The organism is Ferrovibrio sp. (genome assembly GCF_965278975.1).
In the GTDB taxonomy this organism is placed as follows: domain Bacteria; phylum Pseudomonadota; class Alphaproteobacteria; order Ferrovibrionales; family Ferrovibrionaceae; genus Ferrovibrio.
This window is the reverse complement of sequence record NZ_OZ257126.1, coordinates 1129010-1155540: the sequence shown is the minus strand read 5'-3', so window position 1 is coordinate 1155540 and position 26531 is coordinate 1129010. Positions and strand designations below refer to the sequence as shown.

Here is a 26531-nt window from a genome sequence, read left to right as displayed (position 1 = left end):
GTTCCTATTCGACGATCTTCACCCGGTGGCCGGGCTGCACGGTTTCGCCATCGCGGTAGCCGTTCAGCACGCGGAAGCGTTCGACCTGGAAATCGCCCGCCGGCATGCGCCGGGCCAGGCTGTCGATGCTGTCGCCGCTTAGCGCCGTGATCACCTTGATGCGCTGTGGTTGCACGGCGTCGGCTTCTTCCTTGCTCAGATGCTTCAGCGTGTTGACGGCGCGGATCACGTCGGGTTCGACGCGGGCGAGCTGGTTCACCGGGCTCAGCAGCACGAAACGCAGGATATCGTCGGTGGGGAAACCGACCGCGACGAAGCGGGCATCGCGGCTGGAGCCATCCTGCAACTGCACGCGGGCGCGCGCCGTGGCGGCGGGCATGCCGTTCACCCTGATTTCCTCGGCGTTGCTCAGGCGCTGCTTCGACAGCCAGACACGGGTGAGGTAATCCAGCGCACTGCGCGAGCCCTGCACCTTGCGTTTGTCGCGCTCCATGTCGAATTGCAGGGTCTCGTTCTGCGGCCCCCGGGCGATCACCGCGTCGGATGAATTGATCAGGCGCCACTTGTCCGGCACCGAGAAGGAGAGGCGCAGGCCGGGATGGGTGAATGTGGTGCCGCGCACCAGGCCTTCCTTCGGATCATCGCCGAACAGCAGGCCGTTGATGCGGTCGAGATATTCGTCGCGGCGATAGATTGGCGTGGTGGGATATTCCTGCGCCGCCGCCATCGCCTCGCGCACGCGCTGCGGCCCGCCGGGATGGGTGGCGAACAGGTCGTTGGTGCCGCTCTTGGAAGATTGTCCGGCGAGCTTGCGCTGCAGGTCGGTATCGTCGCTCAAACTTTGCAGGAAGGCGGCCTGGGCATCGGGCGCATAGCCGACGCGGGCCAGCAGCCGCACGCCGATGGTATCGGCTTCCAGTTCGTTTTCGCGGCTGAAGGCGGCGAGATAGGCGCCGCCCGCCACCTGGCCGGCCTGGCCGATCAGTTCACCGGCGCCCTGGCCAAGGAAGATTGAACTCAGGATCGAGGCCCCGGCGACGCCGATATTGGTGATCATCGAGCGGTCGTAACGCTGCTCGGAATGTTTCGCCACCACATGGCCGATTTCATGGCCCAGCACGCCGGCCACTTCCGCCTCGTTATTGGCCAGCGCCAGGATGCCGCGCGTGATGTAGACAAAGCCGCCCGGCAAGGCGAAGGCGTTGATCACCGGCGAATTCAGCACCGTGAAGGTGTAGCTGTTCGCCGGCAGGCCGGATTGCCCGGCGGCACGGGCGGCGATACCGGCAACGTAAGCACCGATCTCGAAATTATCGTAGGCGCCACCGAACTCTTTCAGGATTTTCGGATGTTCCTGGGCGCCGAGCTTCTTCGCATCCTCCGGCGACATGAAAATCTGCGCCGCTGCGGGCAGGGGCAGCAGCAGCAACAGGAGGAGAAGCAGCCCGGCGCGGCGCATCAGCGACCCGTGAACCTGGCGGCGCGGCGTTCGATAAAGCTCTGCACGCCTTCCTTCACATCTTCGGTTTTCATCAAGGCTTTCTGTGTCGGGTGGAAGGCAGCCACGGCTGCCGCCGGGCTCTGCTCAATGCTGATGCGCGAATTCAGCAAGGTGGCGGAAACCGCCAGCGGCGCCTGGGCCGCGATGCGTTCGGCGATGGCCTTGGCGGCGGCATATTGCTGGCCCGGTTCCACCACTTCCTGGATGAAGCCGAAACGCAAAGCCGTGGCGCAATCGAATTCATCGCCGGTGAGCAGATAGCGCATGGCATTGCCCCAGCCGGCGCGTTCCACCATGCGGATGGTGGCGCCGCCGGTCGCCATGATCCCGCGCTTGACCTCAAGCTGGCTGAAACGGCAATCGCTCGCCGCCACCACGATATCGGCGGCCAGCATCAATTCGATGCCGATGGTGTAGGTGATGCCCTGCACGGCGGCCACCACCGGCTTGCTGCGGTAGGGCGGCACATTGTTGCAGGGGTCGATCTGGCCGGGTTCCACTAGCAGATTGCTGTCGCCCATCAGCGGCGCCACCTTGGGCAGGTCCAGGCCGGCGGTGAAATGCTTGCCCTCGGCATAAAGCAGGGCGACGCGGGCGCCAGCATCGGCCTCGAAAGCGGTGAAGGCGGCAGCCATCTCGCGCAGCATCTTCGGCGTGAAGCCGTTGTATTTCGCCGGGCGATTCAAGCCGATGACGAAAATCTCGCCTTCGCGCCGGGTAATGATCTCGCCGTCTTCATGCACGCTGGACAATGGTCTGTTCCTCTTGATCCGGGCTGATGGGGCAGGAGTCTTCCACAGCCTGGGCGCTACCGACAAGCGCGGGACCAGCTATAATACGCCATCATGGCAAAGCCAGGGCAGAGCAGCGGCAAGGCAGTGGGTTTGGGGCCCGGTTTCGCTCACGAAACGGGCAGGCCGGCGCCGCTCTGCGGCGTGGACGAGGCCGGGCGCGGCCCCTGGGCCGGGCCGGTGGTGGCCGCCGCCGTGATCCTCGACCCGGCGCGGCTGCCTGAAGGCATCGACGATTCCAAGAAACTCTCGGAAACCGCGCGGGAAAAGCTGGCGCAGGGTATCCGTGAGACCGCCCTGGTCGGCATCGGCGCCGCCAGCGTGGCGGAAATCGCCCAATTCAACATCCTTGGCGCCTCGCTGCTGGCGATGCGCCGCGCCGTGCTGGCGCTGCCCAGGCCGCCGGCTTTCGCGCTGATCGATGGCAAGCATTGCCCGAAGGGCCTGCCCTGTCCGGCGGAGGCGCTGGTGGATGGCGATGCCTTGAGCCTCTCGATCGCTGCCGCCTCGATCATCGCCAAGGTGGTGCGTGACCGCGCCATGCAGCGCCTCAGCCTGCGCTATCCGGCCTATGCCTGGCAAAAAAACAAAGGTTACGGCACCAAAGCGCATCAGCAGGGGCTGCTGGCGGCCGGAGCCTGTCCGCATCACCGTCTAAGTTTTGCGCCCTTGGAACCCTGGCGCCCCAAGATGTAGGATTTGGTCCCGGTTCGGACTCCCTGAAAATCTCGTTTACCAAATATTATCTCAATGAATCTAATTACTTACGGGTCATTCATCAGAACGGACCCGACATGGCCCCGACCCGCCTGGAACCGCACAAGCCGTCCCGCAAGGGCCATCTCCGCCTGGTCGCAGGCCCGGGCCCCGATGCCGCCCGCAAGGTCGCCCGGGCCAAGCCGCTGGGCCCGGCCAAGGAACCGGAAGCGCCCCATGCCGGTCTGCCGCTCGACCGCATCCTGCGCGGCGACTGCATCGCGCTGATGAATTCCCTGCCGGCGGAGAGCATCGACTGCATCTTCGCCGACCCGCCCTACAATCTGCAGCTTGCCGGCGAACTGCGCCGCCCGAATGACAGCGTTGTCGATGCCGTCGACGATGCCTGGGACAAGTTCGATTCCTTCGCCGATTACGACAGCTTCACCAAGGCCTGGCTGCAGGCGGCGCGCCGCCTGCTCAAGCCGAACGGCACGCTGTGGGTGATCGGCAGCTACCACAATATCTTCCGCGTCGGCGCCCAGTTGCAGGATCTCGGCTTCTGGATGCTCAACGACGTGATCTGGCGCAAGAGCAACCCGATGCCCAATTTCAAGGGCCGCCGCTTCACCAACGCGCATGAGACCATGATCTGGTGCTCGAAGGCGAAGGACGCCAAATACACCTTCAACTACGAAGCCATGAAGGCGCTGAACGACGATCTGCAGATGCGCTCCGACTGGACCATTCCGATCTGCGGCGGCGGCGAGCGCCTGCGCGGCGAGGATGGCGTCAAGACGCATCCGACCCAGAAGCCGGAGGCCCTGCTGCATCGCGTGCTGCTGTCCTCCACCAAGGCCGGTGATGTGGTGCTCGATCCCTTCTTCGGTTCCGGCACCACCGGCGCGGTCGCCAAGCGGCTCGGCCGCCGCTGGATAGGCCTGGAACGCGAAGAGGCTTACGCCAAGGCTGCCGAACGCCGCATCACCACGGTGCAGCCGGCAGCCCCGGATGATCTCGAACTTACCCGTTCGAAGAAGGATGAGCCACGCGTGCCGTTCGGCGCCGTGGTCGAGCGCGGCCTGCTGCAGCCCGGCGCTGTGCTGCTCGATCCCTCGGGCCGCCATGCCGCCCGGGTGCGCGCCGATGGCAGCCTGTCCTGCGCCGATGCGGTCGGCTCGATCCACAAGATCGGGGCCCATGTGCAGGGCGCCACGGCCTGCAATGGCTGGATGTTCTGGCATTTCAAGGTCGAGGGGCAGCTGAAACCCATCGACGTGCTGCGCCAGCAGATCCGCGCCGAAATGATCTGAGTTTTCAGTACCGGTTTATTAGCAGCGAGTAGTTCAACTCCATTGCGCCGAGCCTCTCCAGGTTCGGGATCGCATTGAGCCCCTCCAGGCTCACAAAGCCCGACGGACCCCATGCCGCCGGGCTCTTTTTTTGTCTGCTTTTTGTTGTTTGGGCTTAAAGCCCGACGCTGCCGATATCGAGGAACTTGCGGCGGCGCTGTTCGCGCAGGTTACCTGGTTCCTGGCCGGCCAGGCCACGGAGCTGCTGCTCCAGCGCGTCGCCAAGCGCGGCCATGGCGCTCTTGGGATCGCGATGTGCGCCGCCGATCGGCTCGCGCACCACTTCATCCACTACCTTGAGCTTGAGCAGGTCGGAAGCCGTGAGCTTCAGCGCCTCGGCGGCGTCCTGGGCCTTCTCGCCGGTGTTCCACAGAATCGCGGCACAGCCTTCCGGGCTGATCACGGAATAGACCGCGTGTTCGAACATCAGCACGCGGTTGGCGGCGGCCAGCGCCACGGCGCCGCCCGAACCGCCTTCGCCGACGATGGCCGAGATCATCGGCACGCGGATATCGAGGCAGCAATCGATGGCGCGCGCGATGGCTTCGGCCTGGCCGCGCTCTTCCGCCGCGACGCCCGGGAAGGCGCCGGACGTGTCGACCAGGGTGATCACCGGCAGGCGGAACCGTTCGGCCAGGCGCATCAGGCGGATCGCCTTGCGGTAGCCCTCGGGCTTGGCCATGCCGAAATTATGCTTCACGCGGCCTTCGGTGCCACGGCCCTTCTCATGGCCCATCACCACCACGGCGCGGCCCCGGAAACGGCCCAGGCCGCCCTGGATCGCCGGATCATCGGCAAAGGCGCGGTCGCCGGCCAGCGGCTCGTATTCGGTGATCAGCGCACCGACATAATCGGCATAATGCGGGCGGTCCTGGTGGCGCGCCACCTGGGTTTTCTGCCACGGCGTCAGCTTGCCATAGGTCGTCTGCAACTGCTGCGCGGCCTTGGTTTCCAGCCGGGTCAGTTCGTCGGCGATGTCGGTATTCCCGGCATCGGCCAGCTGCTTCAGCTCGGCGATCTTGGCCTCAAGCTCGGCGAGCGGCTTCTCGAATTCCAGGTAAGACTGCATGGCTGGATCGTCTAACACGGATCGGGGGCGCGCACAAACCTTTGCAAGATGCTGTTTATGCTTGACAATTTAGCCGTCTTGGCCGCGCCGCCGCCGCATGCTATAGCCCCCGCGCCTTCTCCCCCTCCGGCCCTGCCCAAAAGCCCATCCGAAAGCCCTAAAGCCGCCATGACCGATACCGTCCGCATCCGCCGCGCCCTGCTTTCCGTTTCCGACAAGACCAGGCTGGTGGAATTCGGCCGGGCGCTCAGCGGCCATGGCATCGAACTGCTCTCCACCGGCGGCACCTACAAGGCACTGAAAGATGCCGGCGTGGCGGTGACGGAAGTGGCCGAGCATACCGGCTTCCCGGAAATGATGGATGGCCGGGTCAAGACCCTGCACCCCACCATCCATGGCGGCATCCTGGCCTTGCGCGATGCAGACGAGCATGTGGCGGCGATGCAGCGGCACAATATCCCGCCCATCGACCTGGTGGTGGTGAACCTCTATCCCTTCGCGGCCACCGTGGCCAAGGGCGCCGATTTCCCCACCTGCATCGAGAATATCGATATCGGCGGCCCAGCGATGATCCGCTCGGCGGCGAAGAATCATGGCTTCGTCGCCGTGGTGGTGGATGTGGCCGATTATGCAGCTGTGCTGGACAGCCTGAAGACTAATGACGGCGCCACTGATCTGGCGCTGCGCCGCCGCCTGGCGGCCAAGGCCTATGCCCATACCGGCGCCTATGACAGCATGATCGCCACCTGGTTCGCGCGTCAGAATGGCGAGGATTTCCCGCCCACCCTGCTGCTTTCGGCCGAACGCAAGCAGAGCCTGCGCTATGGCGAGAATCCGCACCAGCAGGCGGCTTTCTATGTCTCGGGCGATAAGCGCCCCGGCGTTGCCACCGCGCGCCAGCTGCAGGGCAAGGAACTCAGCTACAACAACCTCAACGACACGGATGCGGCTTTCGAGCTGGTCTCGGAATTTGCTGCCAAGCCGACCATCGCCATCATCAAGCATGCCAATCCCTGCGGCGTCGCCACGGCTGACAGCCTGGGGGCTGCCTGGGATGCGGCCCTGCGCTGCGATCCGGTCTCGGCCTTCGGCGGCATCGTCGCCATGAACCGCACACTGGACAAGGCCACTGCCGAGAAGATCGGCGCCATCTTCACCGAGGTGATCGTGGCGCCCGATGCCGAGGCCGATGCCATCGAATTGCTGGCCAAGAAGAAGAATCTGCGCCTGCTGCTCACCGGCGCCATGGCCGATCCGGTGGCGCCGGGCTGGTTCGTGAAGTCGGTGGCCGGTGGCTACCTGGTGCAGACCCGCGATGCCGGCCGCATCGAAGCCGCCGATCTCAAGGTGGTGACCAAGCGCGCACCGACCGAGCAGGAACTGGCCGACATGCTGTTCGCCTTCCGCGTCGGCAAGCATGTGAAGTCGAACACCATTGTCTACGCCAAGGGTGGCGCCACCGTCGGTATCGGTGCCGGCCAGATGAGCCGTGTCGATTCCGCCCGCATCGCCTTCCGCAAGGCACAGGATTCGGCGGCAGCCGCCGGCATTGCCGACTCGCTCACCAAGGGTTCGGTGGCAGCCTCCGATGCCTTCTTCCCGTTCGCCGACGGATTGGAAGTGCTGGTGGAAGCCGGCGCTACCGCCGTGATCCAGCCGGGCGGTTCGATCCGCGACCAGGAAGTGATCGATGCCGCCGACAAGGCCGGCCTTGCCATGGTGTTCACCGGCATGCGCCATTTCCGCCACTGAGCAGGGGCCAGCCGATGTACAAGCTGTTCTATTCGCCCGGTTCGGCGGCGATGGCGCCGCAGGCCATGCTGGAAGAAATCGGCGCGGCCTATGAACTGATCAAGGTCGATACCGCCGCGCGCCAGCATGATGGCGCCGAATATCGCAAGCTCAATCCCAATGGCCGCATCCCGGTGCTGCTGGATGGCGATTTCCCGGTATTCGAAACCGCCGCGATCTGCCAGTACCTGGCCGAGCAGCACCCGGAAGCCAAGCTGATGCCGGCGGGCGGCCAGCAGCGCGCGCTGTTCCTGCAGTGGCTCACCTTCATGACCAACACGGTGCAGGTGGCTTTCCTCGACTGGTATCACCCGGACTGGAAACTGCCCGACGCCGCCGGTCAGGCGCTGATCAAGGGCGCGGCCGGGCGGGAACTCGCGCGTGCCGCGCAGGTGCTGGAAGAGGGCCTGCCGGGCGGTTCCCATGTGCTGGCGGGTGGATTTTCCGCCGCCGACATCTATCTTACCATGCTGGTGCGCTGGAGCCGTTCCATGGAACAGCCGCTCTGGCTCTGGCCGAAAATCCGCGCCGTTGCCGCCGCCACCTATCCGCGCCCTGCCTTCCAGCGCATGATGCAGAAGCAGGGCATTGCCTGGGCTGATAACTGGCCGGGCTGAGCAGTATCGCGTTAAAACAAGAAAGCCCGCCCCATGGCCAAGAAGAAGTTCAATCCTAATTCCGCTTTCGCGGTGTTCAACGTCACCTACCAGGATGGCGCCCAGACCTCGAACCGCAAGGTGCCGATCGACCGTTTCGGCCAGTTCGACGACGAGCAGGATGTCGCCACCGCCTTCATCGAGGCGCAGGACCGCGAGATCGCCGAGAAGTCCGGCCGCCCGCGCGGCCCGATCAAGCTGCTCGAACGCGTCGGCTGAGCCTTTCTATTTATTTGTCATACTGGCGAAAGCCAGTATCCCATTTCCGCTTTGATTAAATGGGACTCTCGCTTTCGCGAGAGTGACGAAAAGCGATGCGGTCAGCTTCACCGCGTCCAGGGCACCAGGCGCCATTTGTCGCCGCGCCCATCCGCTGATCTGGCTGTAAGCACCGCCTCGCGCGGCCGCTCGCAGGCGGCTTCTGGTTTGGCGATGCAGCCGCGCCAGGTCAGCCGCGCGGTATCGGCATCGAACCAGTCGGCGAAATCATAGCCGGCGCCGCCCTTTTCCTCATGGAAGAAAACCAGCACCAGGCCGTCGCGTTCCTGGCGCCATACCTCGATGCCATTCACGGTGTCGCCCGCCGCGCTCTTGTTCACGGCGGCCACATGGCGGCCATCGGGTGAGAAGCGCGGCAGGCCGACCAGCAGGGTCTCGGCGCCGCTGCGCTCATCGACCAGCGCATAGGCCTCGCCTTCGGCCAATTTGAGGCCCAGCAGCCAGTAGCCGCGCGCATTGAAACGGTAGAGCGCGTATTTGCGCACGCAGTCGCGCTGCACGTCGCGCGGCGGCTGGGCGCAGGCACGATCTTCGGCCACGCGCAGCGCGCGGCCATTGGCCAGCAGCAGCGTGAGGCCGGTGGCATCGCGCCGCGCCTTGGCTTCGGGCGAGGCCAGGAAACGTGCTTCCTGTACTTTCGCGGCACTTTCCCAGTCCGGTGCCGATTGCCACAGAAACTGGTCCAGCGGTGCTTCACTGGGTGGCGGCAGGGCCTGGCAGGCAGTCAAAAACAGCAGCAGTGAAAACACAGCAGCAAGGCGGGAAAATCCGCGTGATTGGCGGTTTTTCATACACCTCTGCGCTGCGCAACCCGCCATGCAATACCCCTCTTGCCGGAGGCTCTCCGGCGCCCCACTATATATTTATTGGATGGGGATTTTCTCTGATTTTTTGCTCAAGACCGGGCCTCGGTGTTCTCAGTTTCAGTATTTACGGGGTGGTTTGCCGGGGTCGCGCGCAGGAGGGAGAAGGTCGCATGCTGTTACCGTTGGTTTTCAACCGTATCATCAAGTCCGGCAGCCTTACTTACATCGACCCGAAGGGCCGCTGCTTCCATTATGGCACCGGCAACGCCGAATCTGATGTGGCGATCCGCGTGCATGACCGCGCCACCGAATGGCGCCTGGCGCTGAATGCGGAAGCCGAGGCCGGCGAGGCCTATATGGCGGGCCGCCTCACCATCGAGCGTGGCACGCTGTATGATTTCCTCGATCTGGTGACGCGCAATATCGGTACCGCGCCGCTGCCGTTCCATAGCCTGGCGCATGGCTTCCGCCGGCTGCTGAAATGGTGGCACCAGTGGAACGATGCCGATGCCTCCAAGCGCCGCGTGCAGCATCACTACGATCTCGATGGCCGGCTCTACGATCTGTTCCTCGATACCGACAAGCAGTATTCCTGCGCCTATTTCCCGACGCCGGAAACCACGCTGGAGCAGGCCCAGGTGGCGAAGAAGCGCCATATCGCCGCCAAGCTGCGGCTGAAGCCGGGCCAGCGCGTGCTCGATATCGGCTCCGGCTGGGGCGGCATGGCGATCTATCTGGCGCAGAATTACGGCGTCGAGGTGCTGGGCGTCACGCTCTCGGAAGAGCAGCACAAGATCGCGACGCAGCGGGCGCGCGATCTCGGCCTTGCCGACAAGGTGACATTCGAGATCCGCGACTACCGCTCGCTGGAAGGCCCGTTCGACCGCATCGTCTCGGTCGGCATGTTCGAGCATGTCGGCGTGCCGCAATTCCAGACCTTCTTCCATACCGTGCATCGCCTGCTGGCGCCCGATGGCGTCGCCCTGCTGCATGCCATCGGGCGCAGCGACGGGCCGGGCGCCACGGCGGGCTTCATCCGCAAATACATCTTCCCCGGCGGCTATTGCCCGGCCCTGTCGGAAGTGCTGCCCGAGATCGAGAAATCCGGCCTCTATCTGACGGACGCGGAAATCCTGCGGCTGCACTACGCCGAAACGCTGAAGCATTGGCGCCAGCGCTTCCTGGCGCAATGGGATAAGGCCAAGGCGCTCTATGACGAACGCTTCTGCCGCATGTGGGAGTTCTACCTGGCCGGTTCGGAAGTCACCTTCCGCCATGCCGGCCATATGGTGTTCCAGTTGCAGATGACCCGCAGCGTCGATGCGCTGCCGATCACCCGCGACTACATGCTGGATGAGGAACGCGCCATGGCAGCCACCGGCAAGCCGGTGGCTGCCCCGGTGGCGGCACGGAGCGCGTAGGGCGGAAAAAGTAGGATAATGGGACCCTCGCCTGCGCGAGGGTGACGGCAAAAACCATTTGTCATGCCCGCGCAAGCGGGCATCCCATTTTCAGTTACCGCTTCGGCTCGGCGACGCGCCACAGCATGATGAAACCGGCGGTAAGGAATACCAGCACGATCACGGCGGCGACGCGCTGGGAAGCCAGCAGGGCGGTGGCGATGCCGATCAGCATCGGCGCCAGGAAACTGGTGGCGCGGCCCGAGAGCGAGAAGATGCCGTAGAACTCGGTCAGCATGTCGGGCGGTGCCAGGCGGGCCACCATGGTGCGGCTGGCCGCCTGCATCGGCCCCATGCCCAGGCCGACCAGCAGGGCGCAGAGGAAGAAGAAGCGTTCGCCGGTGGAGCCGAACAGGCCCATCTCCGCGGTTTTCGCTGGCACGTCAAGGCCAAACAAGATGCTGCTGGTGGTGATCGAGACGATGCCGAGCGAGCCTAGCGTCACCAGGATGATCGATGCCTGCACCGTGCGCTTGGAACCGGCGCGGTCATCGAGCCAGCCGGCGGCGATCACCGAGGGTGCGGCGACCACGGTGAGAGCAATGCCGAACAGGCCGAGTTCGGTGGTGCCCCAGCCGAAGACGCCGGCGGCATAGACGCCGCCGAAGGCGATCACGGCGTTGAGGCCGTCATAATACAGCATGTAGGCGATCAGGAAGCGCAGCGTGTTGGTGTGCTGGCGCAGATGCGCCACGGTGCCGATCACGCGGCGCAGACCCTCGCGCACCACCTGGCCCAGCGGCTTGCCGCTGCCGGGCCGGTCGGGCGTGAACAGGAACATCGGCAATGCGAAGATCGCCAGCCACAGCATCGCCACCGGGCCGATAATGCGCTCGGCCTCGAAGCTGTCACGTTTCAGGCCGAGCAGGGCCTCGCCCGGCGGCGGCGTGATGCCGATCAGTTCCGGGCGCGAGACGATCAGCACCGCGAACAGCGCGATGATGCCGCCGGTATAGCCCATGCCCCAGCCGAAGCCGCTCAGGCGGCCCATGCGTTCCGGCGGCACCAGGCCGGGCAGCAGGGCGTTGTTGAAGACGATGGAATATTCCGCCGAGATATTGGCGAGCGCCAGGGCGACCAGCACCAGCCACAGCACTTCGGGTTTTCCTGGTTGCGCCAGCCACAGCGCGAAGCAGGCCAGGCCGAGCAGGGCCTGGAAGGCCAGCAGCCAGGGCTTGCGCCGGCCGCCTGCATCGGCGATGGCGCCGAGGAAGGGCGCACCCAGCGCCACGATGGCGCCGGCCGCCGCCTGGGTGAAGGCCCAGAGCGACTGGCCCTGCACCGAATTGCCCACCACCTGGGAGGTGAAGTAGGGCACGAAGATGAAGGTGGTGATGACGGTGAAATAGGGCTGGTTGGCCCAGTCGAACATCGCCCAGGAGAAACGCGCCCGCCAGGGCGCTGCGGCTGGAGCCACTTGTGCCGGGGCTGCCTGTGGTGCCGCGCCGTCCGAAACTGCCGTCATGAATTCCTCCACTATCCCGGCAGTCTACGAATCCCGGCGGCTGAAACAAATGAAACATTTGCAGAGGTGAGGCGGAAACAAGCCCCCGTCATAAACCCGGCCAACCCAATGCCAGCCGGAGATTTGAGCCATGACCCCCGAACAAGTTACCCTGGTGCAGCAGAGCTTCGCCCAGGTGCTGCCGATCCGCGAACAGGCCGCCCGGATCTTCTATGACCGCCTGTTCACCCTTGATCCCAGCCTGCGGCCGCTGTTCAAGGGCGACATGCGCTCCCAGGGTGCCAAGCTGATGAGCGCGCTGACCTTCGTGGTCGGTTCGCTGCACAAGGTGGAAACCATCCTGGACGAAGTGTCCATGCTGGCCCGCCGCCATGTCGGCTATGGCGTCGAGGAACGTCATTACGCCGTGGTCGGTTCGGCCCTGCTCGGCACCCTGGAAGAGGCTTTCGGCCCGGATTTCACCCCGTCCTTGAGCGCCGCCTGGGGCGCCGCCTACCGGCTGCTGGCCGATGCCATGATCAATGCGGCGCGCAAGGTGCCCCAGGCAGCTTAAGCAGAGGAAGCCGCTTGAAGTCGGCGCCACTCTGCCGCTATCGGTAGTCATGGCCGAGGCGCGAATCATCGTGGTCGATGACGAGGCGGGCATCCGCGAGATGCTCGCCGAGTATCTGTCCGGCCATGGCTTCGCCGTGCGGGCTGCCGATGGCGCCGCCCAGTGCCGCCGGCTGCTGGCCGAGGCGGCTGCCGATCTGGTGGTGCTGGATATCAACATGCCGGGCGAGGATGGCTTGAGCCTGGCGCGCTGGCTGCGCGGCGAGGCGGGCCTGGCCGGGATCGGCATTGTCATGCTCACGGCGGAATCGGATGTGGTGGACCGGGTTGTCGGGCTGGAAGTCGGCGCCGATGACTACGTCACCAAACCCTTCGATCTGCGTGAATTGCGCGCCCGCATCCGCACCGTGCTGCGCCGCGTGCAGGCCGCCCCGGTGGAAGCGGCGCCAGCCGCACAGCTTCCCGGGGAAGAAGTGGTGCGTTTCGGCCAGCGGCAGCTTAATCTCGCCAGCCGCAAGCTCTATGACCGCGACGGCAAGGAAATCCCGCTCACCGCCATGGAATTCGATCTGTTGCAGGCCTTTGCCCGCCATCCCGACCGCGTGTTGAGCCGCGACCAGCTGCTTGATCTGGCGCATCACGGACAATGGGAGCCGTTCGACCGCTCGATCGATATCCGCATCGCCCGGCTGCGGCGCAAGATCGAGGCCGATCCGGCGCATCCGGCGGTGCTCAAGACGGTGCATGGCGCCGGCTACCTGTTCGACAGCCAGGGTGGCCGCTGAGATGGCTGCTGCCGACCTGCCGCCGGAGGAACTGGAAGCCGAGCTGGAGCGGCTGCGGCCGCTGCTTGCCGCCTCGCTGGATGCGGTGATCATCGCCGACAAGGATGGCCGCGTGCTGGAATTCAGCCCCGCCGCCGAGCGCATCTTCGGCCGTGCGCGTGCCGATGCCCTGGGCCAGCCGATCGGTGAACTGATCGTGCCGGCGCATCTGCGCTCGGCGCATGACAACGGCATGCAGCGTTACCTCTCCGGCGAACCGCACCGCGTGCTCGGCCGCCGCATCGAGACCGAGGGCATGCGCGGCAATGGCGACCGTTTCCCGGTTGAACTGACGGTGACGGAAGTGAAGCGCGGCAAGCACCGCCTGCTGGCCGCTTTCCTGCGCGACATCACCGACCGCAAATCCACCGAAGCCGCCCTGCGCCGTAGCGAGACGCGCTACCGCCTGGCGGTGCGCGGCGCCGAGGCCGGCCTGTTTGAATGGGATCTGGTGCACAACACGGCCTATTATTCCGAGCGGCTGGAGGAGATCGTCGGCCGGCGCCAGCGCGACCTGGGTGATAATATCGCCGGCTGGCAGGCTTTCGTGCATGCCGATGACCTGCCGCTGCTGCGCGAAGAAACCCGGCGGCTGCTGCGTGGCGAGATCGACAACATGGTGCAGGAACACCGCATGGAGCGCGGCGATGGCGCCATGCGCTGGGTGCGCGTGACCGCCGCCGTGGATCGCGACAGCCAGGGCCGTGCCGTGCGCATCGCCGGCTCGCTGGCCGATATCACCGAGCGCCGGCTTTCCGAAGCCGAGATCACACGCCAGCGCGAAGCACTGCACCAGAGCGAGAAGATGTCGGCGCTTGGCTCGCTGCTGGCCGGCGTGGCGCATGAACTGAACAATCCGCTGTCCATCGTCGTCGGGCAATCGCTGATGCTGCGCGAGGCGGCGGAAGAGGGCGTAGCCGCCAAGGCTTTGGCCGAGCGCGCGGCGAAGATTGAGCTGGCGGCGGCGCGCTGCGCCCGCATCGTGCGCACTTTCCTGGCGATGGCGCGGCAGCGCCGGCCGCGGCGCGGCGCGGTGGATATCGAGGCCTTGCTGGATGAGGCTTTGGGCCTGCTGGATTATGGCTTGCGCAGCGCCGGCATCGCCGTGACGCGGCAGAATTTCGACGAACTGCCACCATTGCAGGCCGATGGCGATCAGCTGGCGCAGGTGCTGACCAACCTGATCGTCAATGCGCAGCAGGCCTTGAGCAATCATGCCGGGCCGCGCCGCCTGATCGTCCAGACCATGCCGAGTGTCGATGGCCGTTTTGCCGAGATCGTGGTGGCTGATAGCGGCCCCGGCGTGCCGGCGGAACTGCGCCGCCGCATCTTCGAGCCGTATTTCACCACCAAGCCGGCGGGCAGCGGCACCGGTATCGGCCTGTCGGTGTCCATCGGCATTGTCGAAGGCCATGGCGGCACCTTGACCATGGAAGAGAATCCCGGCCTCGACGGAATGCCGCGCGGCGGCGCGCTGTTCGCCATGCGGCTGCCATTCGGCGTGACGGCGGAAGCCGAAGCCGTGCTGCCGTTGCCGGCCGCAGGCATGGCGGGTGGCCATGTGCTGGTGGCCGATGACGACGCGGATGTGGCGGAATTGCTGCGCGACCTGCTGGTGCAGGCGGGTTTCACCGTGGATATGGCACCCGATGGCGCCGCCGCCCTGGCGCTGGCGCTGGCGCGCAATTACGACGCCATTCTGAGCGACCTGCGCATGCCAAGCCTGGATGGCCGCGCGCTGCTACAGCGGCTGGAGGCGGAAGCGCCGCATCTGGTGCCGCGCTTCGCCTTCGTCACCGGCGACACGCTCGGCCTGGGTGGCCAGGAACTGCGCAGCCTGGGCCGTCCGGTACTGGACAAGCCCTTCACCCGCGACAGTGTGCTTGCGATTCTGGCGCGGATTTTCACCCAGACTTGATTTTTCTAATCCGGGCTTGAATTCGGGCACGGGCGCCTGCTTTTGCGGCAGCCCGGATTTTGTGCCCAGCGCTTGCCAATCCCGTGTGCCCGGTGACAAACTGGTTACTTCCGGTGGCCCGGGGTGGACCAGGGCTGCCGACATAACGGGGAGACCATAGATGCTTCGTCGCACACTGTTCATCACCGCCGCCGCGCTCGCGGTTGCCGTGGCCACTGGCGCCGCCCAGGCCCAGACCAAGTGGGATCTGCCGGGCGCCTATCCGGCCGGCAACTTCCACACCAAGAATCTTGTGCAGTTCGCCGAGGATGTGAAGAAGCTGTCCGGCGGCAAGCTGGACATCACCGTGCATCCGGGCGCGTCGCTGTTCAAGGCGCCGGAAATCAAGCGCGCGGTGCAGACCGGCCAGGCGCAGATCGGCGAAGTGCTGATGGTGAATGTGGAGAATGAAATCCCGATCTTCGGCGCTGATGGCGTGCCGTTCCTGGCCACCAGCTTTGCCGATTCGGCCAAGCTGTGGAAGGCGCAGAAGCCGTTCATCGATAAGAAGCTGGCCGAGCAGGGCATGACCGCGCTCTATGCCGTGCCGTGGCCGCCGCAGGGCATCTACACCAAGCAGAAAGAACTCAATACCATTGATGACCTGAAGGGCCTGAAGTATCGCGCCTACAGCCCGGCCACCTCGCGCATCGCCGAACTGGTCGGCGCGCAGCCGGTGACCGTGCAGCAGGCCGAACTGGCCCAGGCGATGGCGACCGGCGTGATCGTTACCATGATCACCTCGGGTTCCACCGGCCGCGATATCAAGGCCTGGGAAAGCATGACCCACTTCTATGACACCCAGGCCTGGCTGCCGAAGAATCTGGTGTTCGTGAATAACGACGCCTTCAAGAAGCTGGACGCCGCCACCCAGAAGGCGGTGATGGATGCCGCCGCCGCCGCCGAGACGCGCGGTTTTGCTGCGGCCCAGGTCGAAACCGAAGAATCCAAGGCGGCCTTGGTCAAGGGCGGCATGAAGGTGGTGCCGCCATCGACCGCACTGAAGGCCGGCTTCGAGAAGGTGGGCGCCACCATGACCGAGGAATGGATCAAGAAGGCGGGCGCCGATGGCAAGGCCATCGTGGATGCCTTCAAGAAGTAAGCAGCTAGCTGCTTCGGGCGGGGGAAACCCCGCCCGAAAAGTTTCCGGGGGACAATAACAAAGGTTGCTTGCGATGCGCTCGCCACTCGATCTGCTTTATAGGGCCTGCGGCTGGATTGCCGGTTTTTTCATGGTTGCGCTGCTGATCGCCATTCTGCTCAGCATCCTGGGCCGGCAGTTCAATTTCTATATTCGCGGCATTGATGCCTATGCCGGTTATTGCATGGGCGCGGCCACTTTCCTGGCGCTGGCGCATACTTTTGCCCATGGCGAGCATATCCGCGTGACGCTGATCCTGAAGCGTTTCACCGGCAGCCCCCGGCGCGTCCTGGAATTATGGTGTGTCGCGCTTGGCATCGCGGTTTCGGGCTTTTTCGCCTTCTATGCCTGCAAGATGGTGTGGTGGAGCTGGAAGTTCAACGATATCTCCACATCCAACGATGCCACGCCGCTGTGGATTCCGCAGCTTGGCTTCGCCATCGGCAGCGTGGTTCTGTTCATCGCCATGGTGGAAGAGTTTTTCCTCGTGCTGCGCGGCAAGCCGCTGGACGATACCCCTGCTGAACTGGCGCGTACGGAGTAATCCCGCATGGATCAGATCCTGATTTCAGTTTTTCTCATCATCGCGCTGTTTGCTATCCTGGCTACCGGCCTGTGGATCGGTCTGGGCCTGGTGGCTTGTGGCTGGCTGGCCATGATGCTGTTCACCAGCCGCCCGGTGGGCGATGCGATGATGACCACCATCTTCGGTTCCAGCACAAGCTGGACCCTTACCGCGTTGCCGATGTTCATCTGGATGGGTGAAATCCTGTTCCGCACGCGATTGTCGGAAGACATGTTCCGCGGCCTGGCGCCCTGGATGACGCGGCTGCCTGGCCGCCTAGTGCATACCAATGTGATTGGCTGCACCATCTTTGCCGCCGTCTCGGGTTCCTCGGCGGCCACCTGCGCCACCATCGGCAAGATGAGCATCCCGGAACTGCGCCAGCGCGGTTATCCCGAGGATATCGTGGTCGGCAGCTTGGCCGGCGCCGGCACGCTCGGCCTGCTGATTCCGCCGTCGCTGATCATGATTGTGTATGGCGTGGCGGCGGAAGTCTCGATCGCCAAGCTGTTCATCGCCGGCGTGATCCCGGGCATTCTTCTGGCGGCGCTGTTCATGGGCTATATCGTGGTCTGGTCGCTGCTCAACCCGGACAAGATTCCGCAGCCGACCGAGAAGTTCAGCTTCGTGCAGAAAATCTGGGCTTCGCGGCATCTGCTGCCGACCGTCGGCCTGATCCTTGCCGTGCTCGGCTCGATCTATACCGGCATCGCCACCGCCACCGAGGCGGCGGCGCTCGGCGTGGTTGGCGCACTGGTTGTCTCGCTGGCGCAGGGCAGCCTGAACATGAAAACCTTCATGGAAAGCCTGCTGGGGGCCACGCGGCTCTCCTGCATGATCGGCCTGATCCTGGCCGGCGCGGCTTTCCTCACACTCGCCATGGGCTTCACCGGTCTGCCGCGCCATCTCGCCGATTGGATCAGCAGCATGGGCTTCAGCCCGGCCATGCTGATCGTGGTGCTGATGGTGTTCTATATCGTGCTGGGCTGCTTCCTGGATGGCATCTCGATGGTGGTGCTGACCATGGCGGTGGTGCTGCCGATGATCGAACGCGCCGGCATCGACCTGATCTGGTTTGGTATCTTCATTGTGCTGGTGGTGGAGATGGCGCAGATCACCCCGCCGGTCGGCTTCAACCTGTTCGTGCTGCAAGGCATGACCGGGCATCAGATCACCTATATCGCCAAGGTCGCCTTCCCATTCTTCCTGCTGATGGTGGCGGCGGTTGCGCTGATCTTCTTCGTGCCGGAACTGGTCACCTGGCTGCCGGGCAAGATGCTCGGGCCGGCCGGCTAGGGGCGGGAGAAGCAATCATGCTGCCGATCACTCGCTTCCCCAGTGAGTCGCCTGACGGCAAATCATTGGGCCGTTCGCGCACCACGGTCTATAATGGCCTGGTATTCACCGTCGCCACCGCCGATACCTACGAGCTGGACATGGCGCGCCAGACCCGTGAGGCCCTGGCCAATCTCGACCGCCAGCTCGCCGAGGCCGGCACCGGCAAGTCGCGGCTACTCTCGGCCACGGTCTATCTCATCGACATGGCGCAGAAACCGGCGATGAATGCCGTGTGGCTCGACTGGGTGGATCACGCCAATCCGCCGCAGCGCGCCTGCATCGGCGCCTCGCTGGAAGAAGGCGACATGATCGAGATCGTCGCTGTGGCGGCGACACGCTCATAACTGCCATACCCTGCGGAGGCAGGGCATCCACGAGTGTTTTTAAAAGCAACTCGTGGATGGCCCGCCTGCGCGGGCCATGACGGTATTTTGCAGCATCGTTTTAAACCCCAATCCTAAAAACTTGGCGGCGTGCAGGCGCTGATCAATTCGCAGGGCTCGCTGCCGACGGTTTTGAATCGGTGCGGCTGCTGGCTTTCGAAGTAATAGGCATCGCCGGGGCCGAGCACGCGGGTCTGGCCGGCCACCGTCACTTCCAGGCGGCCCTTCAGCACCACGCCGCCTTCCTCGCCTTCATGCTTCAGTGGCACGCGGCCAGTATCGGCGCCGGGCGCATAGCGTTCCACCAGGATCTGCAAGGCGCGGCCCGATAGATCGGCGCCAACCTGGCGGTAGCTGATCTTGCCCTTGCCGACCTGCACCAGTTCCTCGGCGCGGTAGAACGCCTTGCGCGGCGCCGGCGCTTCCAGGGAGAAGAATTCCGCCAGGCTCATCGGCAGGCCATCCAGCACGCGTTTCAAGGCGCCGACCGAGGGATTGACGCGGTTGGCCTCGATCAGCGACACCGTGGCATTGGTCACCCCGGCGCGGCGTGCCAGTTCGCGCTGCGAGATTTTCCGCAGCAAACGCACCTGTTTCAGCCGGCCGCCGATATCGATTTCGCTGTCCATCTACTCCGGCCCTGTTTCGTTGTTCAATATATTTAACAACGTTTGATTTACTGCATCAAGATCAAAGGCTTATGTGGCGGAGAAAAGCGTTGTTTCACGCGGCGCTTAAGCCGAGACTCAAGGCTTAAGGTTTTTCTCTTTCCAGCCGGAGCCGACCATGGGCCAGACCGCCCCCGTTCCCAACGACCTGCAATCCTGGTGGATGCCCTTCACCGCCAACCGCCAGTTCAAGGCCAGTCCGCGCCTGCTGGTCGGCGCCAAGGGCATGTATTACACGACGCATGATGGCCGCCAGGTGATCGATGGCTCCGCCGGCCTGTGGTGCGTCAATGCCGGCCATTGCCGTGAGCCGATCGTGCAGGCGATCCAGAAGCAGGCGGCGGAAATGGATTTCGCGCCCACCTTCCAGATGGGCCATCCCAAGGCGTTTGAATTCGCCGCCCGCCTCGCGCATCTGGCGCCGGGCGACCTCAACCATGTGTTCTTCGCCAATTCCGGTTCGGAAGCGGTGGATACCGCACTCAAGATCGCCATTGCCTATCACCGCGCGCGCGGCGATGGCGCCCGCACCCGGCTGATCGGCCGCGAGCGCGGCTATCATGGCGTCGGCTTCGGCGGCATCTCGGTCGGCGGCATTGTCGCCAACCGCAAGGTATTCGGCCCGCTGCTGGCTGGTGTCGATCACCTGCCGCATACCCATTCGCTGAAAGACATGGCCTTCTCCAAGGGGCAGCCGGAATGGGGTGCGCATCTGGCCGATGACCTGGAGCGCATCGTCGCGCTGCATGATGCCAGCACCATCGCCGCCGTGATCGTCGAGCCGGTGGCCGGCTCCACCGGCGTGCTGATTCCGCCGGTCGGCTATCTGCAGAAGCTGCGCCAGATCTGCGACAAGCACGGCATCCTGCTGATCTTCGACGAAGTGATCACCGGCTTCGGCCGCACCGGCAAGGCTTTCGGTTCCGAAACCTTCGATGTGATCCCTGACATGATGACCACCGCCAAGGGCCTGACCAACGCGGCGGTGCCGGCGGCGGCCGTACTCACCCGCAAGCATGTGCATGAAGCCTTCATGCAGGGCCCGGAACACATGATCGAGCTGTTCCATGGCTACACCTATTCGGCCCATGCCCTGGCCTGCGCCGCCGGCCTGGCGACGCTGGACCTCTACCGGGACGAAGGCATTTTCGAGAATGCCGCCAACCTGAGCGGCTATTGGGAAGACGCGGCGCACAGCCTGAAGGGCCTGCGCAACGTCATTGATATCCGCAATATCGGCATCATGGCGGCGGTGGAACTCAGCCCCCGCGAAGGTGCGCCGACCAAGCGCGGCTATGATGTGTTCGTCAAATGCTACGAGCAGGGCCTGATGTGCCGCCTTACCGGCGATACCATCGCGCTTTCGCCGCCGCTGATCCTGACCAAGCAGCATATCGACGAAATCTTCGGCATCCTCGCCAAGGTGATCAAGGACGTCGAGTAATCGACACGGCTGGCCGCCTGCGCCTCATACGCGGCGCAGGCGGTAGCCGATGCCATGATCGTTGATCAGGCAGCTCGGATGGCGCGGGTCGTCCTCGATCTTGGCCCGCAACTGGCGGATCAGCACACGCAGCGACTGGCGGTGGCTGTCGTTGTCCTTGCCCCATAATTCCTGCAGCAAAGCCTCATTCGGCACGGTGGTTTCATCCGCCTGCACCAGCCGGCGCAGCAACCGCATCTCCATGCGCGACAGCGAGACATAGCGGCTGCGGTGGCGGAAGCTCTGCTCCACCTGATCGATCACGATATCGCCATAGCAGAGGCGGCCGACTTTGAGGCAGGTGCGGCAGCGTTGCAGCAGGCTGTGCAGCCGCGCCAGTAATTCGCTGTCATCCCAGGGTGTGCTCAGCACGTCATGGGCACCGGCTTCCAGCGCCCGCACCCGCAAAGCCGCTTCGCTGCCGCGTGCCACCGCCACGATTGGCATGTCGGAATGGCTGCGGATCGCCGCCAGCAAAGCCATGCCCTGATCGGTGAGGCCATTGCCGGGCAGTTCGATCACCGCAGCCGTGCACCCGGCAGCCACCAGCAGGCCATGGTCAATAGCCTTTGGCTGTGCCTGCAACACAAGGTGATTCGACTGGGCCAGCAGGTCATGCAGGCGCTCCACAAGGGAGTCATCGAAGCCGGCCAGGAGAATTTTCGTCGTCTGGGAAGCCATACCGCAACAAATCGACCGTTTCTGGATTATAGGAAAATCCGCGAATATATCGATAGGGATTTTCCCGCTCTGATATTGTGAGTTCTATTTTATTATTTACAACATTGTGTGGAACGATGAGGAATTTCAGTATCTAGGATTGATTCCATCTATAAAAAGCACGAGTTTTTTCAATAATAAGGATGTTTTTACTTTGAAAATGTAACGCCAGCCCCTCCAATAATTTGAATAGGTCGGGCGGCTGGATAACAGGCGGCAATTTATTCTTTGCCCGGGTGATTATATCCAGCACACCAGTGTTGTTCGGTTCAATGCCCACCGAGAGGCTGTTTATGAAGCGCCCGACACCCACCTTGCAGGAACGCCATTTCCAGGAAGACGAACTCATCGTCAGCAAGACCGACCTCAAGGGCCGGCTGGTCTATGTGAACGATGTGTTCTGTTCGGTCGGCCTCTATGGCGAGGCCGAGGTGCTGGGGCAGCCACATTCCATCGTACGCCATCCCGATATGCCACGTGCCGTCTTCGCGCTGCTGTGGCAGCGCATCCAGGATGGCCGCGAGGTTTTCGCCTTCGTCAAGAACATGGCAAAGAATGGCGATTTCTACTGGGTGCTGGCGCATGTCACGCCCAGCTTCACCCTGGCCGGTGAAGTGGATGGCTACCATTCCAATCGCCGCAAGCCGCGCCGCAGTGCGCTCGGCGTGATCGAACCGATCTACCGCGAATTGCTGCGCATCGAGGCTGATAGCCAAGACCGCCGTGCCGGCATGCGCGACAGCCTGGCCCATCTCGATGCCCTGCTGGCCGAGAACCAGCAGGGCTATGACGAGTTCGTGCTCGGCCTCGCCACCAGATAAGCAAGCCGAACAGGCAACAGGGCAGCATGGGGGAGACAGGATGCTGATGATCGGGGGAGCGGCACGGCGGCATCGCCGGGCGCTGCAGGCAGTGAATGATGTGTGTGGCCGCGCGGCGCGCGGCGATCTGTCGGTGCGGGTGCTGCATGTCGCCAGCTATGGCGAACTGGCGCCGGCGCTGATCGCGGTGAACCGCCTGCTCGATCTCGCCGATGCCTTCGTGCGCGAATCAGGCGCTTCGCTGACATTGGCTTCCCAGGGCCAGTATTATCGCCCGTTCCTGGAAACCGGCATGCCGGGCAATTTCCGCCGCGGCGCCGAGATCATCAACCAGGCGCGCGAAAGCATGCGTCACCGCGCCGAGGAAACCGCGCGGCTGGAAACCGAGATTGTCGGACTGGTTTCGGCGGCGGCGGAAGGTGATCTCAGCAAGCGGCTGGATGAAGCCGGCAAGCAGGGCTTCATGCTCAGCCTGGCGCAGGGCATCAACAGCGTGGTGGAAACCACGGCTGGCGCGGTGCGCGCGCTGGGCCGTGTGATGGGCAACCTGGCGCGCGGCGACCTGAGGGCAGCGGATAGCGGCCTGCGCCAGGCCGATGATGACCGGGGCGGCGAAGGACTGAACGGGGGCGGCTACCAGGGCGAATTCGCAACGCTGATGCGCGATACCGGCGCCACCATCGCCGTGCTCTGCGATGTCAGCGAGAAGCTGGCGGGCAGCACCGAGGCACTGGAATCCGCCGCCGCCGAACTGGCGGCCGGTGGCCGCGACCTGGCCGGGCGCACCGAAAGTCAGGCGGCGACACTGGAGCAGACCGCCGCTGCGATGTCGCAACTGACCCTGACGGTGAAGCAGAACGCCGATAACGCGCAGACGTTGAACCAGTTGAGTGCGGCGGCGCGCGATGCCGCGAACAGCGGCAGCCGCACCATGCAGGAAGCGGTGGCGGCGATGGACCGCATCGAGCAGAGCGCGCAGCGCATCGTTGCCATTGTCGGCCTGATCGATGAGATTGCGTTCCAGACCAACCTGCTGGCGCTCAATGCATCCGTGGAAGCTGCACGGGCCGGCGAAGCCGGCAAGGGCTTCGCTGTCGTGGCGCAGGAAGTGCGCGCCCTGGCGCAGCGTGCCGCCAATGCCTCGCGCGAGATCAAGGGGCTGATCAACGAGACCGATCAGCAGGTCAAGGCCGGTGTGCGCCATGTGCGCGAGAGCGGCGATATCCTGGGTCAGATCACCAGCGCCAGTGGCCGCGTTGCCGCCATCGTCGATGAAATTGCCCATGCTGGCCGCGAACAGGCGCAGGGATTGCAGGAGGTGAATATCGCCGTTGGCAACCTGGATCAGCTTACCCAGCGCAATTCTGCCCTGGTTGAGGAAAACAGCGCCGCCACTGCAACGCTCACGGAACAGGCCGGCGAACTGGCCCGCATCGTTGCCTTTTTCAACAAAGCGCCGCGCGAAGGCATAGTCGGGCAAGAGCATAGCCGCCATGGGCGTACAGCATCATCATGAACAATCTGCAGGATAGCCTGCTTGCCTTCATACCCGAGGCAGTGATCACCATTGGGCCCGATCAGCGTATCATCGATTTCAACCGCATGGCGGAAAGCATCTTCGGCTATAGTCGGCGCGAGATCATCGGTCAGCCGCTCGAACTGCTGATTCCACTGCCCTCGCGCGCGACGCATCGCGAGCATGTGGCGCGCTTCGCGCAATCACATATCACTGCTTATATGATGCATAGCCGCCGCGAGGTGACCGGCATGCGGCGCAATGGCAGCCTGTTTCCCGCTGAGGCGTCGCTGCTCAAGGCCGAGCGTGACGGTGTCGAGGTGATCCTGGCGGTGCTGCGCGATGTCACCGAGCGGCGCGACGACCAGGCCCGCATGCTGGCTTCCGAGCGCAAGCACCGCGCCATCATGGAAGGCTGCCCCGACGCCATCCTGATGGTGGATATCGACAATGGCAGCATTCTGGATGCCAACCCGACCGCCGGCGAAATGCTCGGCTGCATGCCGGCGGCGCTGATCGGCCGGCGCGAGCGCGACCTGCATCCGGAAGGCAGCCGTGGCCTGGTGGAGCGCTTCGCTGCTGCTGCCATTGGCGACCGCCCGCTGGTCTACAGCACCAGCCTGTGCCATGCCGAGGGCAACCTGCTGCCGGTCGAGATCAGCGCACGGCGCATGGAACTGGATGGCCATGGCGTGCTGGCGGCTTTCTACCGCGATATCCGGCACCACAAGCTGCGCGAAGCCAAGTTGCAGCAGGCACTGGAAGAGGCGGCGGAATCGGCTCATGCCAAGAGCATGTTCCTGGCCAATATGAGCCATGAATTGCGCACGCCGCTGAACGGCATCATCGGCTTCGCGGAAATGATCGCGATGGAGATCAACGGCCCGCTCGGCAATCCGAAATACAGCGAATATGGCCGCCTGATCGTTACCAGCGCCGAGCATCTGCTCAGCCTGGTAAACGACATCCTGGATCTTTCGGCTCTGGAAGCCGGCAAGCTGCGGCTGCAGCGTGAGGAACTGCGGCTCAAGCCGCTGATAGAGGAATGCCTCACGCTGCTGCAGCCGCTGATCGATGATGGCCGCATCCTGGTGACTGTCTGCGTGCCGCCCGAGCAGTTGCTCTCCGCCGACCGCCGCGCGCTGCGCCAGATGCTGCTCAACCTGATCGCCAATGCGGTGAAATACACGCCCGAGGGCGGCAGCATCGCCATCGAGGCAGTGCGGGCGGAAGACGGCCTGCGTATCGATGTCTGCGATTCCGGCCCCGGCATCGCCGCCGATATGCTGCAACAAGTGCTGGAACCGTTCGGCATCATCAACAATGCCTATACCCGCCGTCATGGCGGCGCCGGCCTCGGCCTCTCGATCACCAAGCGGCTGGCCGAACTGCATGGCGGCAGCCTGGTGCTGGCGCGCATCGATCCGGCACGCGGCGGCACCCGTGCCTCGCTGTGGTTTCCGCTGTCTCCGGCTTGAAGTATGGATCGGGCAGACGCCATACTCGCGGCAAAGCGGGAGGGCGCGCATGAACAGCGGCATGCATGAATTCTTGGCCCAGGATCGGGTGATCTGGGGCCAAGCGGCGGAAAAGGCCGTGGTCGAGGAAGCCGACCGGCGCGGCGCGCGGCGGGTATTCATCGTCACCAGCAAGACATTGAACCGCACCACCGATGCGGTGGAAAAAATTCGCCGTGCACTCGGTGAACGCCATGCCGGCACCTTCGATGAATGCCGCGAGCATACGCCACGCCCCAGCGTGATCGCCTGCGCCGATGCGGTGCGCGAAGCCAAGCCGGATCTGATCCTCACCTTCGGCGGCGGCACGGCAATCGATACCGTGAAAGTGGCGCTGATCGCGCTGGCCCATGGCCTTACCAATCCGCAACAGCTTGATGACTACCATCTGCGCGCCAATCCCGATGGCACGCGCTTCATTCCGGTGGTGAAGCCGCCGCCGATGCGCCAGATCGTGCTGTCCACCACGCTTTCGGCGGCTGAATTCTCCAATTTCGGCGGCTGCACCGATCCGGTGCGGCAGATCAAGCATGGCTATGTCGGGCGCGAGATCGGCGCCGCCAGTGTCATCCTCGATCCGGCGGTGACGGTGCATACGCCGCAATGGCTGTGGCTTTCCACCGCCATCCGCGCCATCGACCATTCAGTCGAGGGCATCTGCTCGATCCAGCCCTCGCCGCTGATCGAGGCGACGTCATTGCAGGCGCTGCGATTGTTCTCGACGGCCTTGCTCGGCAGCATGCGCGATCCCAATGACATGCAGGCGCGGCTCGATTGCCTGCAGGCCGCCTGGCTTTCCGGCATCGGCATTATGCGTGTGCCCTATGGCGCCAGCCACGGCATCGGCCACAGCCTTGGCGCCGTCACCGGCATGAGCCATGGCCACACTTCCTGCATCATGCTGCCGCATGTGATGCGCCATAACCGCGACGTGACGGCGCCGCAGCAGGCGCGCATCGCCGAAGTGCTGGGCCGCCGCGATGGCGATGCGGCGCAGGCCGTGGCCGATATGATCGCCGCGCTGGGCCAGCCGACGCGGCTACGCGACCTTAAGGTGGAGAAAAGCCAGTTCGCCAAGATCGCGGAAGGCGCGATGGAAAATCTCTGGGTGCGCACCAACCCGAAGCCGATCAAAGGCCCGGAAGACCTTGTGGCTCTGCTCGAAGCTGCCTGGTGAAGG

25 protein-coding genes are annotated in these 26531 nt (G+C 64.3%); 18 read left to right on the top strand and 7 right to left on the bottom strand.

What is annotated here, in order from left to right; all coding sequences use genetic code 11:
- Positions 1–4 precede the first annotated feature (4 nt).
- On the bottom strand, positions 5–1429 hold the full coding sequence (locus ACQY7X_RS05500; protein ID WP_428248850.1) for a M48 family metalloprotease: 1425 nt from the start codon (positions 1427–1429) through the stop codon (positions 5–7).
- A gap of 29 nt (positions 1430–1458) precedes the next feature.
- On the bottom strand, positions 1459–2244 hold the full coding sequence (locus tag ACQY7X_RS05495) for a crotonase/enoyl-CoA hydratase family protein (protein ID WP_428250035.1): 786 nt from the start codon (positions 2242–2244) through the stop codon (positions 1459–1461).
- A 102-nt stretch (positions 2245–2346) separates the two neighbouring features.
- On the opposite strand from ACQY7X_RS05495, the gene ACQY7X_RS05490 reads away from it, so the two are divergent.
- Positions 2347–2988: a ribonuclease HII gene (locus tag ACQY7X_RS05490; RefSeq protein WP_428248849.1), complete on the top strand. Its 642-nt coding sequence runs from the start codon at positions 2347–2349 to the stop codon at positions 2986–2988.
- Between the two features lie 287 nt (positions 2989–3275).
- The gene (locus ACQY7X_RS05485) at positions 3276–4301 is read left to right on the top strand and encodes a site-specific DNA-methyltransferase (RefSeq protein WP_428250034.1); all 1026 of its coding nucleotides are present in this window, start codon (positions 3276–3278) and stop codon (positions 4299–4301) included.
- Positions 4302–4455: 154 nt separating this feature from the next.
- On the opposite strand, the gene ACQY7X_RS05480 is transcribed toward ACQY7X_RS05485, so the two are convergent.
- On the bottom strand, positions 4456–5409 hold the full coding sequence (locus ACQY7X_RS05480; protein WP_428248848.1) for an acetyl-CoA carboxylase carboxyltransferase subunit alpha: 954 nt from the start codon (positions 5407–5409) through the stop codon (positions 4456–4458).
- Between the two features lie 168 nt (positions 5410–5577).
- On the opposite strand from ACQY7X_RS05480, the gene purH reads away from it, so the two are divergent.
- The 3 genes from purH to ACQY7X_RS05465 are packed head-to-tail and all read left to right on the top strand — an operon-like array spanning position 5578 to position 8075.
- The gene (gene purH, locus ACQY7X_RS05475; RefSeq protein ID WP_428248847.1) at positions 5578–7161 is read left to right on the top strand and encodes a bifunctional phosphoribosylaminoimidazolecarboxamide formyltransferase/IMP cyclohydrolase; all 1584 of its coding nucleotides are present in this window, start codon (positions 5578–5580) and stop codon (positions 7159–7161) included.
- Between the two features lie 14 nt (positions 7162–7175).
- Complete coding sequence (locus tag ACQY7X_RS05470; protein ID WP_428248846.1) at positions 7176–7817, top strand: glutathione S-transferase family protein; 642 nt, start codon at positions 7176–7178, stop codon at positions 7815–7817.
- Between the two features lie 33 nt (positions 7818–7850).
- Positions 7851–8075, top strand: coding sequence for a hypothetical protein (locus ACQY7X_RS05465; RefSeq protein WP_428248845.1), 225 nt, complete (start codon positions 7851–7853; stop codon positions 8073–8075).
- A gap of 107 nt (positions 8076–8182) precedes the next feature.
- On the opposite strand, the gene ACQY7X_RS05460 is transcribed toward ACQY7X_RS05465, so the two are convergent.
- On the bottom strand, positions 8183–8926 hold the full coding sequence (locus tag ACQY7X_RS05460; RefSeq protein WP_428248844.1) for a hypothetical protein: 744 nt from the start codon (positions 8924–8926) through the stop codon (positions 8183–8185).
- A 185-nt stretch (positions 8927–9111) separates the two neighbouring features.
- On the opposite strand from ACQY7X_RS05460, the gene ACQY7X_RS05455 reads away from it, so the two are divergent.
- Positions 9112–10362 carry a class I SAM-dependent methyltransferase gene (locus tag ACQY7X_RS05455; protein ID WP_428248843.1) on the top strand — a complete coding sequence of 417 codons (1251 nt, stop codon included), beginning with the start codon at positions 9112–9114 and terminating at the stop codon, positions 10360–10362.
- Positions 10363–10456: 94 nt separating this feature from the next.
- On the opposite strand, the gene ACQY7X_RS05450 is transcribed toward ACQY7X_RS05455, so the two are convergent.
- On the bottom strand, positions 10457–11866 hold the full coding sequence (locus ACQY7X_RS05450) for an MFS transporter (RefSeq protein WP_428248842.1): 1410 nt from the start codon (positions 11864–11866) through the stop codon (positions 10457–10459).
- Positions 11867–11996: 130 nt separating this feature from the next.
- On the opposite strand from ACQY7X_RS05450, the gene ACQY7X_RS05445 reads away from it, so the two are divergent.
- The 7 genes from ACQY7X_RS05445 to ACQY7X_RS05415 all read left to right on the top strand — a co-directional run bounded on the left by ACQY7X_RS05445 (position 11997) and on the right by ACQY7X_RS05415 (position 18587).
- Positions 11997–12419 carry a globin family protein gene (locus ACQY7X_RS05445; RefSeq protein ID WP_428248841.1) on the top strand — a complete coding sequence of 141 codons (423 nt, stop codon included), beginning with the start codon at positions 11997–11999 and terminating at the stop codon, positions 12417–12419.
- 49 nt (positions 12420–12468) lie between these two features.
- Positions 12469–13203, top strand: a complete 735-nt coding sequence (locus ACQY7X_RS05440) for a response regulator (RefSeq protein ID WP_428248840.1) — start codon at positions 12469–12471, stop codon at positions 13201–13203.
- Between the two features lies 1 nt (position 13204).
- Positions 13205–15160, top strand: a complete 1956-nt coding sequence (locus ACQY7X_RS05435) for a hybrid sensor histidine kinase/response regulator (RefSeq protein ID WP_428248839.1) — start codon at positions 13205–13207, stop codon at positions 15158–15160.
- A gap of 160 nt (positions 15161–15320) precedes the next feature.
- Complete coding sequence (locus tag ACQY7X_RS05430) at positions 15321–16301, top strand: TRAP transporter substrate-binding protein (RefSeq protein ID WP_428248838.1); 981 nt, start codon at positions 15321–15323, stop codon at positions 16299–16301.
- A gap of 130 nt (positions 16302–16431) precedes the next feature.
- Entirely contained in the window at positions 16432–16884 is a 453-nt protein-coding gene (locus tag ACQY7X_RS05425; protein WP_428248837.1) for a TRAP transporter small permease, read from the top strand.
- Positions 16885–16890: 6 nt separating this feature from the next.
- Positions 16891–18201 carry a TRAP transporter large permease gene (locus ACQY7X_RS05420; RefSeq protein WP_428248836.1) on the top strand — a complete coding sequence of 437 codons (1311 nt, stop codon included), beginning with the start codon at positions 16891–16893 and terminating at the stop codon, positions 18199–18201.
- A gap of 17 nt (positions 18202–18218) precedes the next feature.
- Complete coding sequence (locus ACQY7X_RS05415) at positions 18219–18587, top strand: RidA family protein (RefSeq protein ID WP_428248835.1); 369 nt, start codon at positions 18219–18221, stop codon at positions 18585–18587.
- Between the two features lie 113 nt (positions 18588–18700).
- Here the strand turns inward: ACQY7X_RS05415 and ACQY7X_RS05410 are convergent, their stop codons facing one another.
- Positions 18701–19255: a cupin domain-containing protein gene (locus ACQY7X_RS05410; RefSeq protein ID WP_428248834.1), complete on the bottom strand. Its 555-nt coding sequence runs from the start codon at positions 19253–19255 to the stop codon at positions 18701–18703.
- 157 nt (positions 19256–19412) lie between these two features.
- Here ACQY7X_RS05410 and ACQY7X_RS05405 point away from each other — a divergent pair, with 157 nt between their 5' ends.
- Positions 19413–20738 carry an aspartate aminotransferase family protein gene (locus ACQY7X_RS05405; protein ID WP_428248833.1) on the top strand — a complete coding sequence of 442 codons (1326 nt, stop codon included), beginning with the start codon at positions 19413–19415 and terminating at the stop codon, positions 20736–20738.
- Between the two features lie 24 nt (positions 20739–20762).
- On the opposite strand, the gene ACQY7X_RS05400 is transcribed toward ACQY7X_RS05405, so the two are convergent.
- On the bottom strand, positions 20763–21458 hold the full coding sequence (locus ACQY7X_RS05400) for a response regulator transcription factor (protein WP_428248832.1): 696 nt from the start codon (positions 21456–21458) through the stop codon (positions 20763–20765).
- Between the two features lie 332 nt (positions 21459–21790).
- On the opposite strand from ACQY7X_RS05400, the gene ACQY7X_RS05395 reads away from it, so the two are divergent.
- The 4 genes from ACQY7X_RS05395 to ACQY7X_RS05380 are packed head-to-tail and all read left to right on the top strand — an operon-like array spanning position 21791 to position 26528.
- Complete coding sequence (locus ACQY7X_RS05395; RefSeq protein ID WP_428248831.1) at positions 21791–22318, top strand: PAS domain-containing protein; 528 nt, start codon at positions 21791–21793, stop codon at positions 22316–22318.
- Positions 22319–22358: 40 nt separating this feature from the next.
- Positions 22359–23834, top strand: coding sequence for a methyl-accepting chemotaxis protein (locus tag ACQY7X_RS05390; RefSeq protein WP_428248830.1), 1476 nt, complete (start codon positions 22359–22361; stop codon positions 23832–23834).
- On the top strand, positions 23831–25312 hold the full coding sequence (locus tag ACQY7X_RS05385) for a PAS domain-containing sensor histidine kinase (RefSeq protein WP_428248829.1): 1482 nt from the start codon (positions 23831–23833) through the stop codon (positions 25310–25312). Before ACQY7X_RS05390 ends, ACQY7X_RS05385 begins: the two co-directional genes overlap by 4 nt.
- A 49-nt stretch (positions 25313–25361) precedes the next feature.
- The gene (locus ACQY7X_RS05380) at positions 25362–26528 is read left to right on the top strand and encodes an iron-containing alcohol dehydrogenase (protein ID WP_428248828.1); all 1167 of its coding nucleotides are present in this window, start codon (positions 25362–25364) and stop codon (positions 26526–26528) included.
- Positions 26529–26531: the final 3 nt, after the last annotated feature.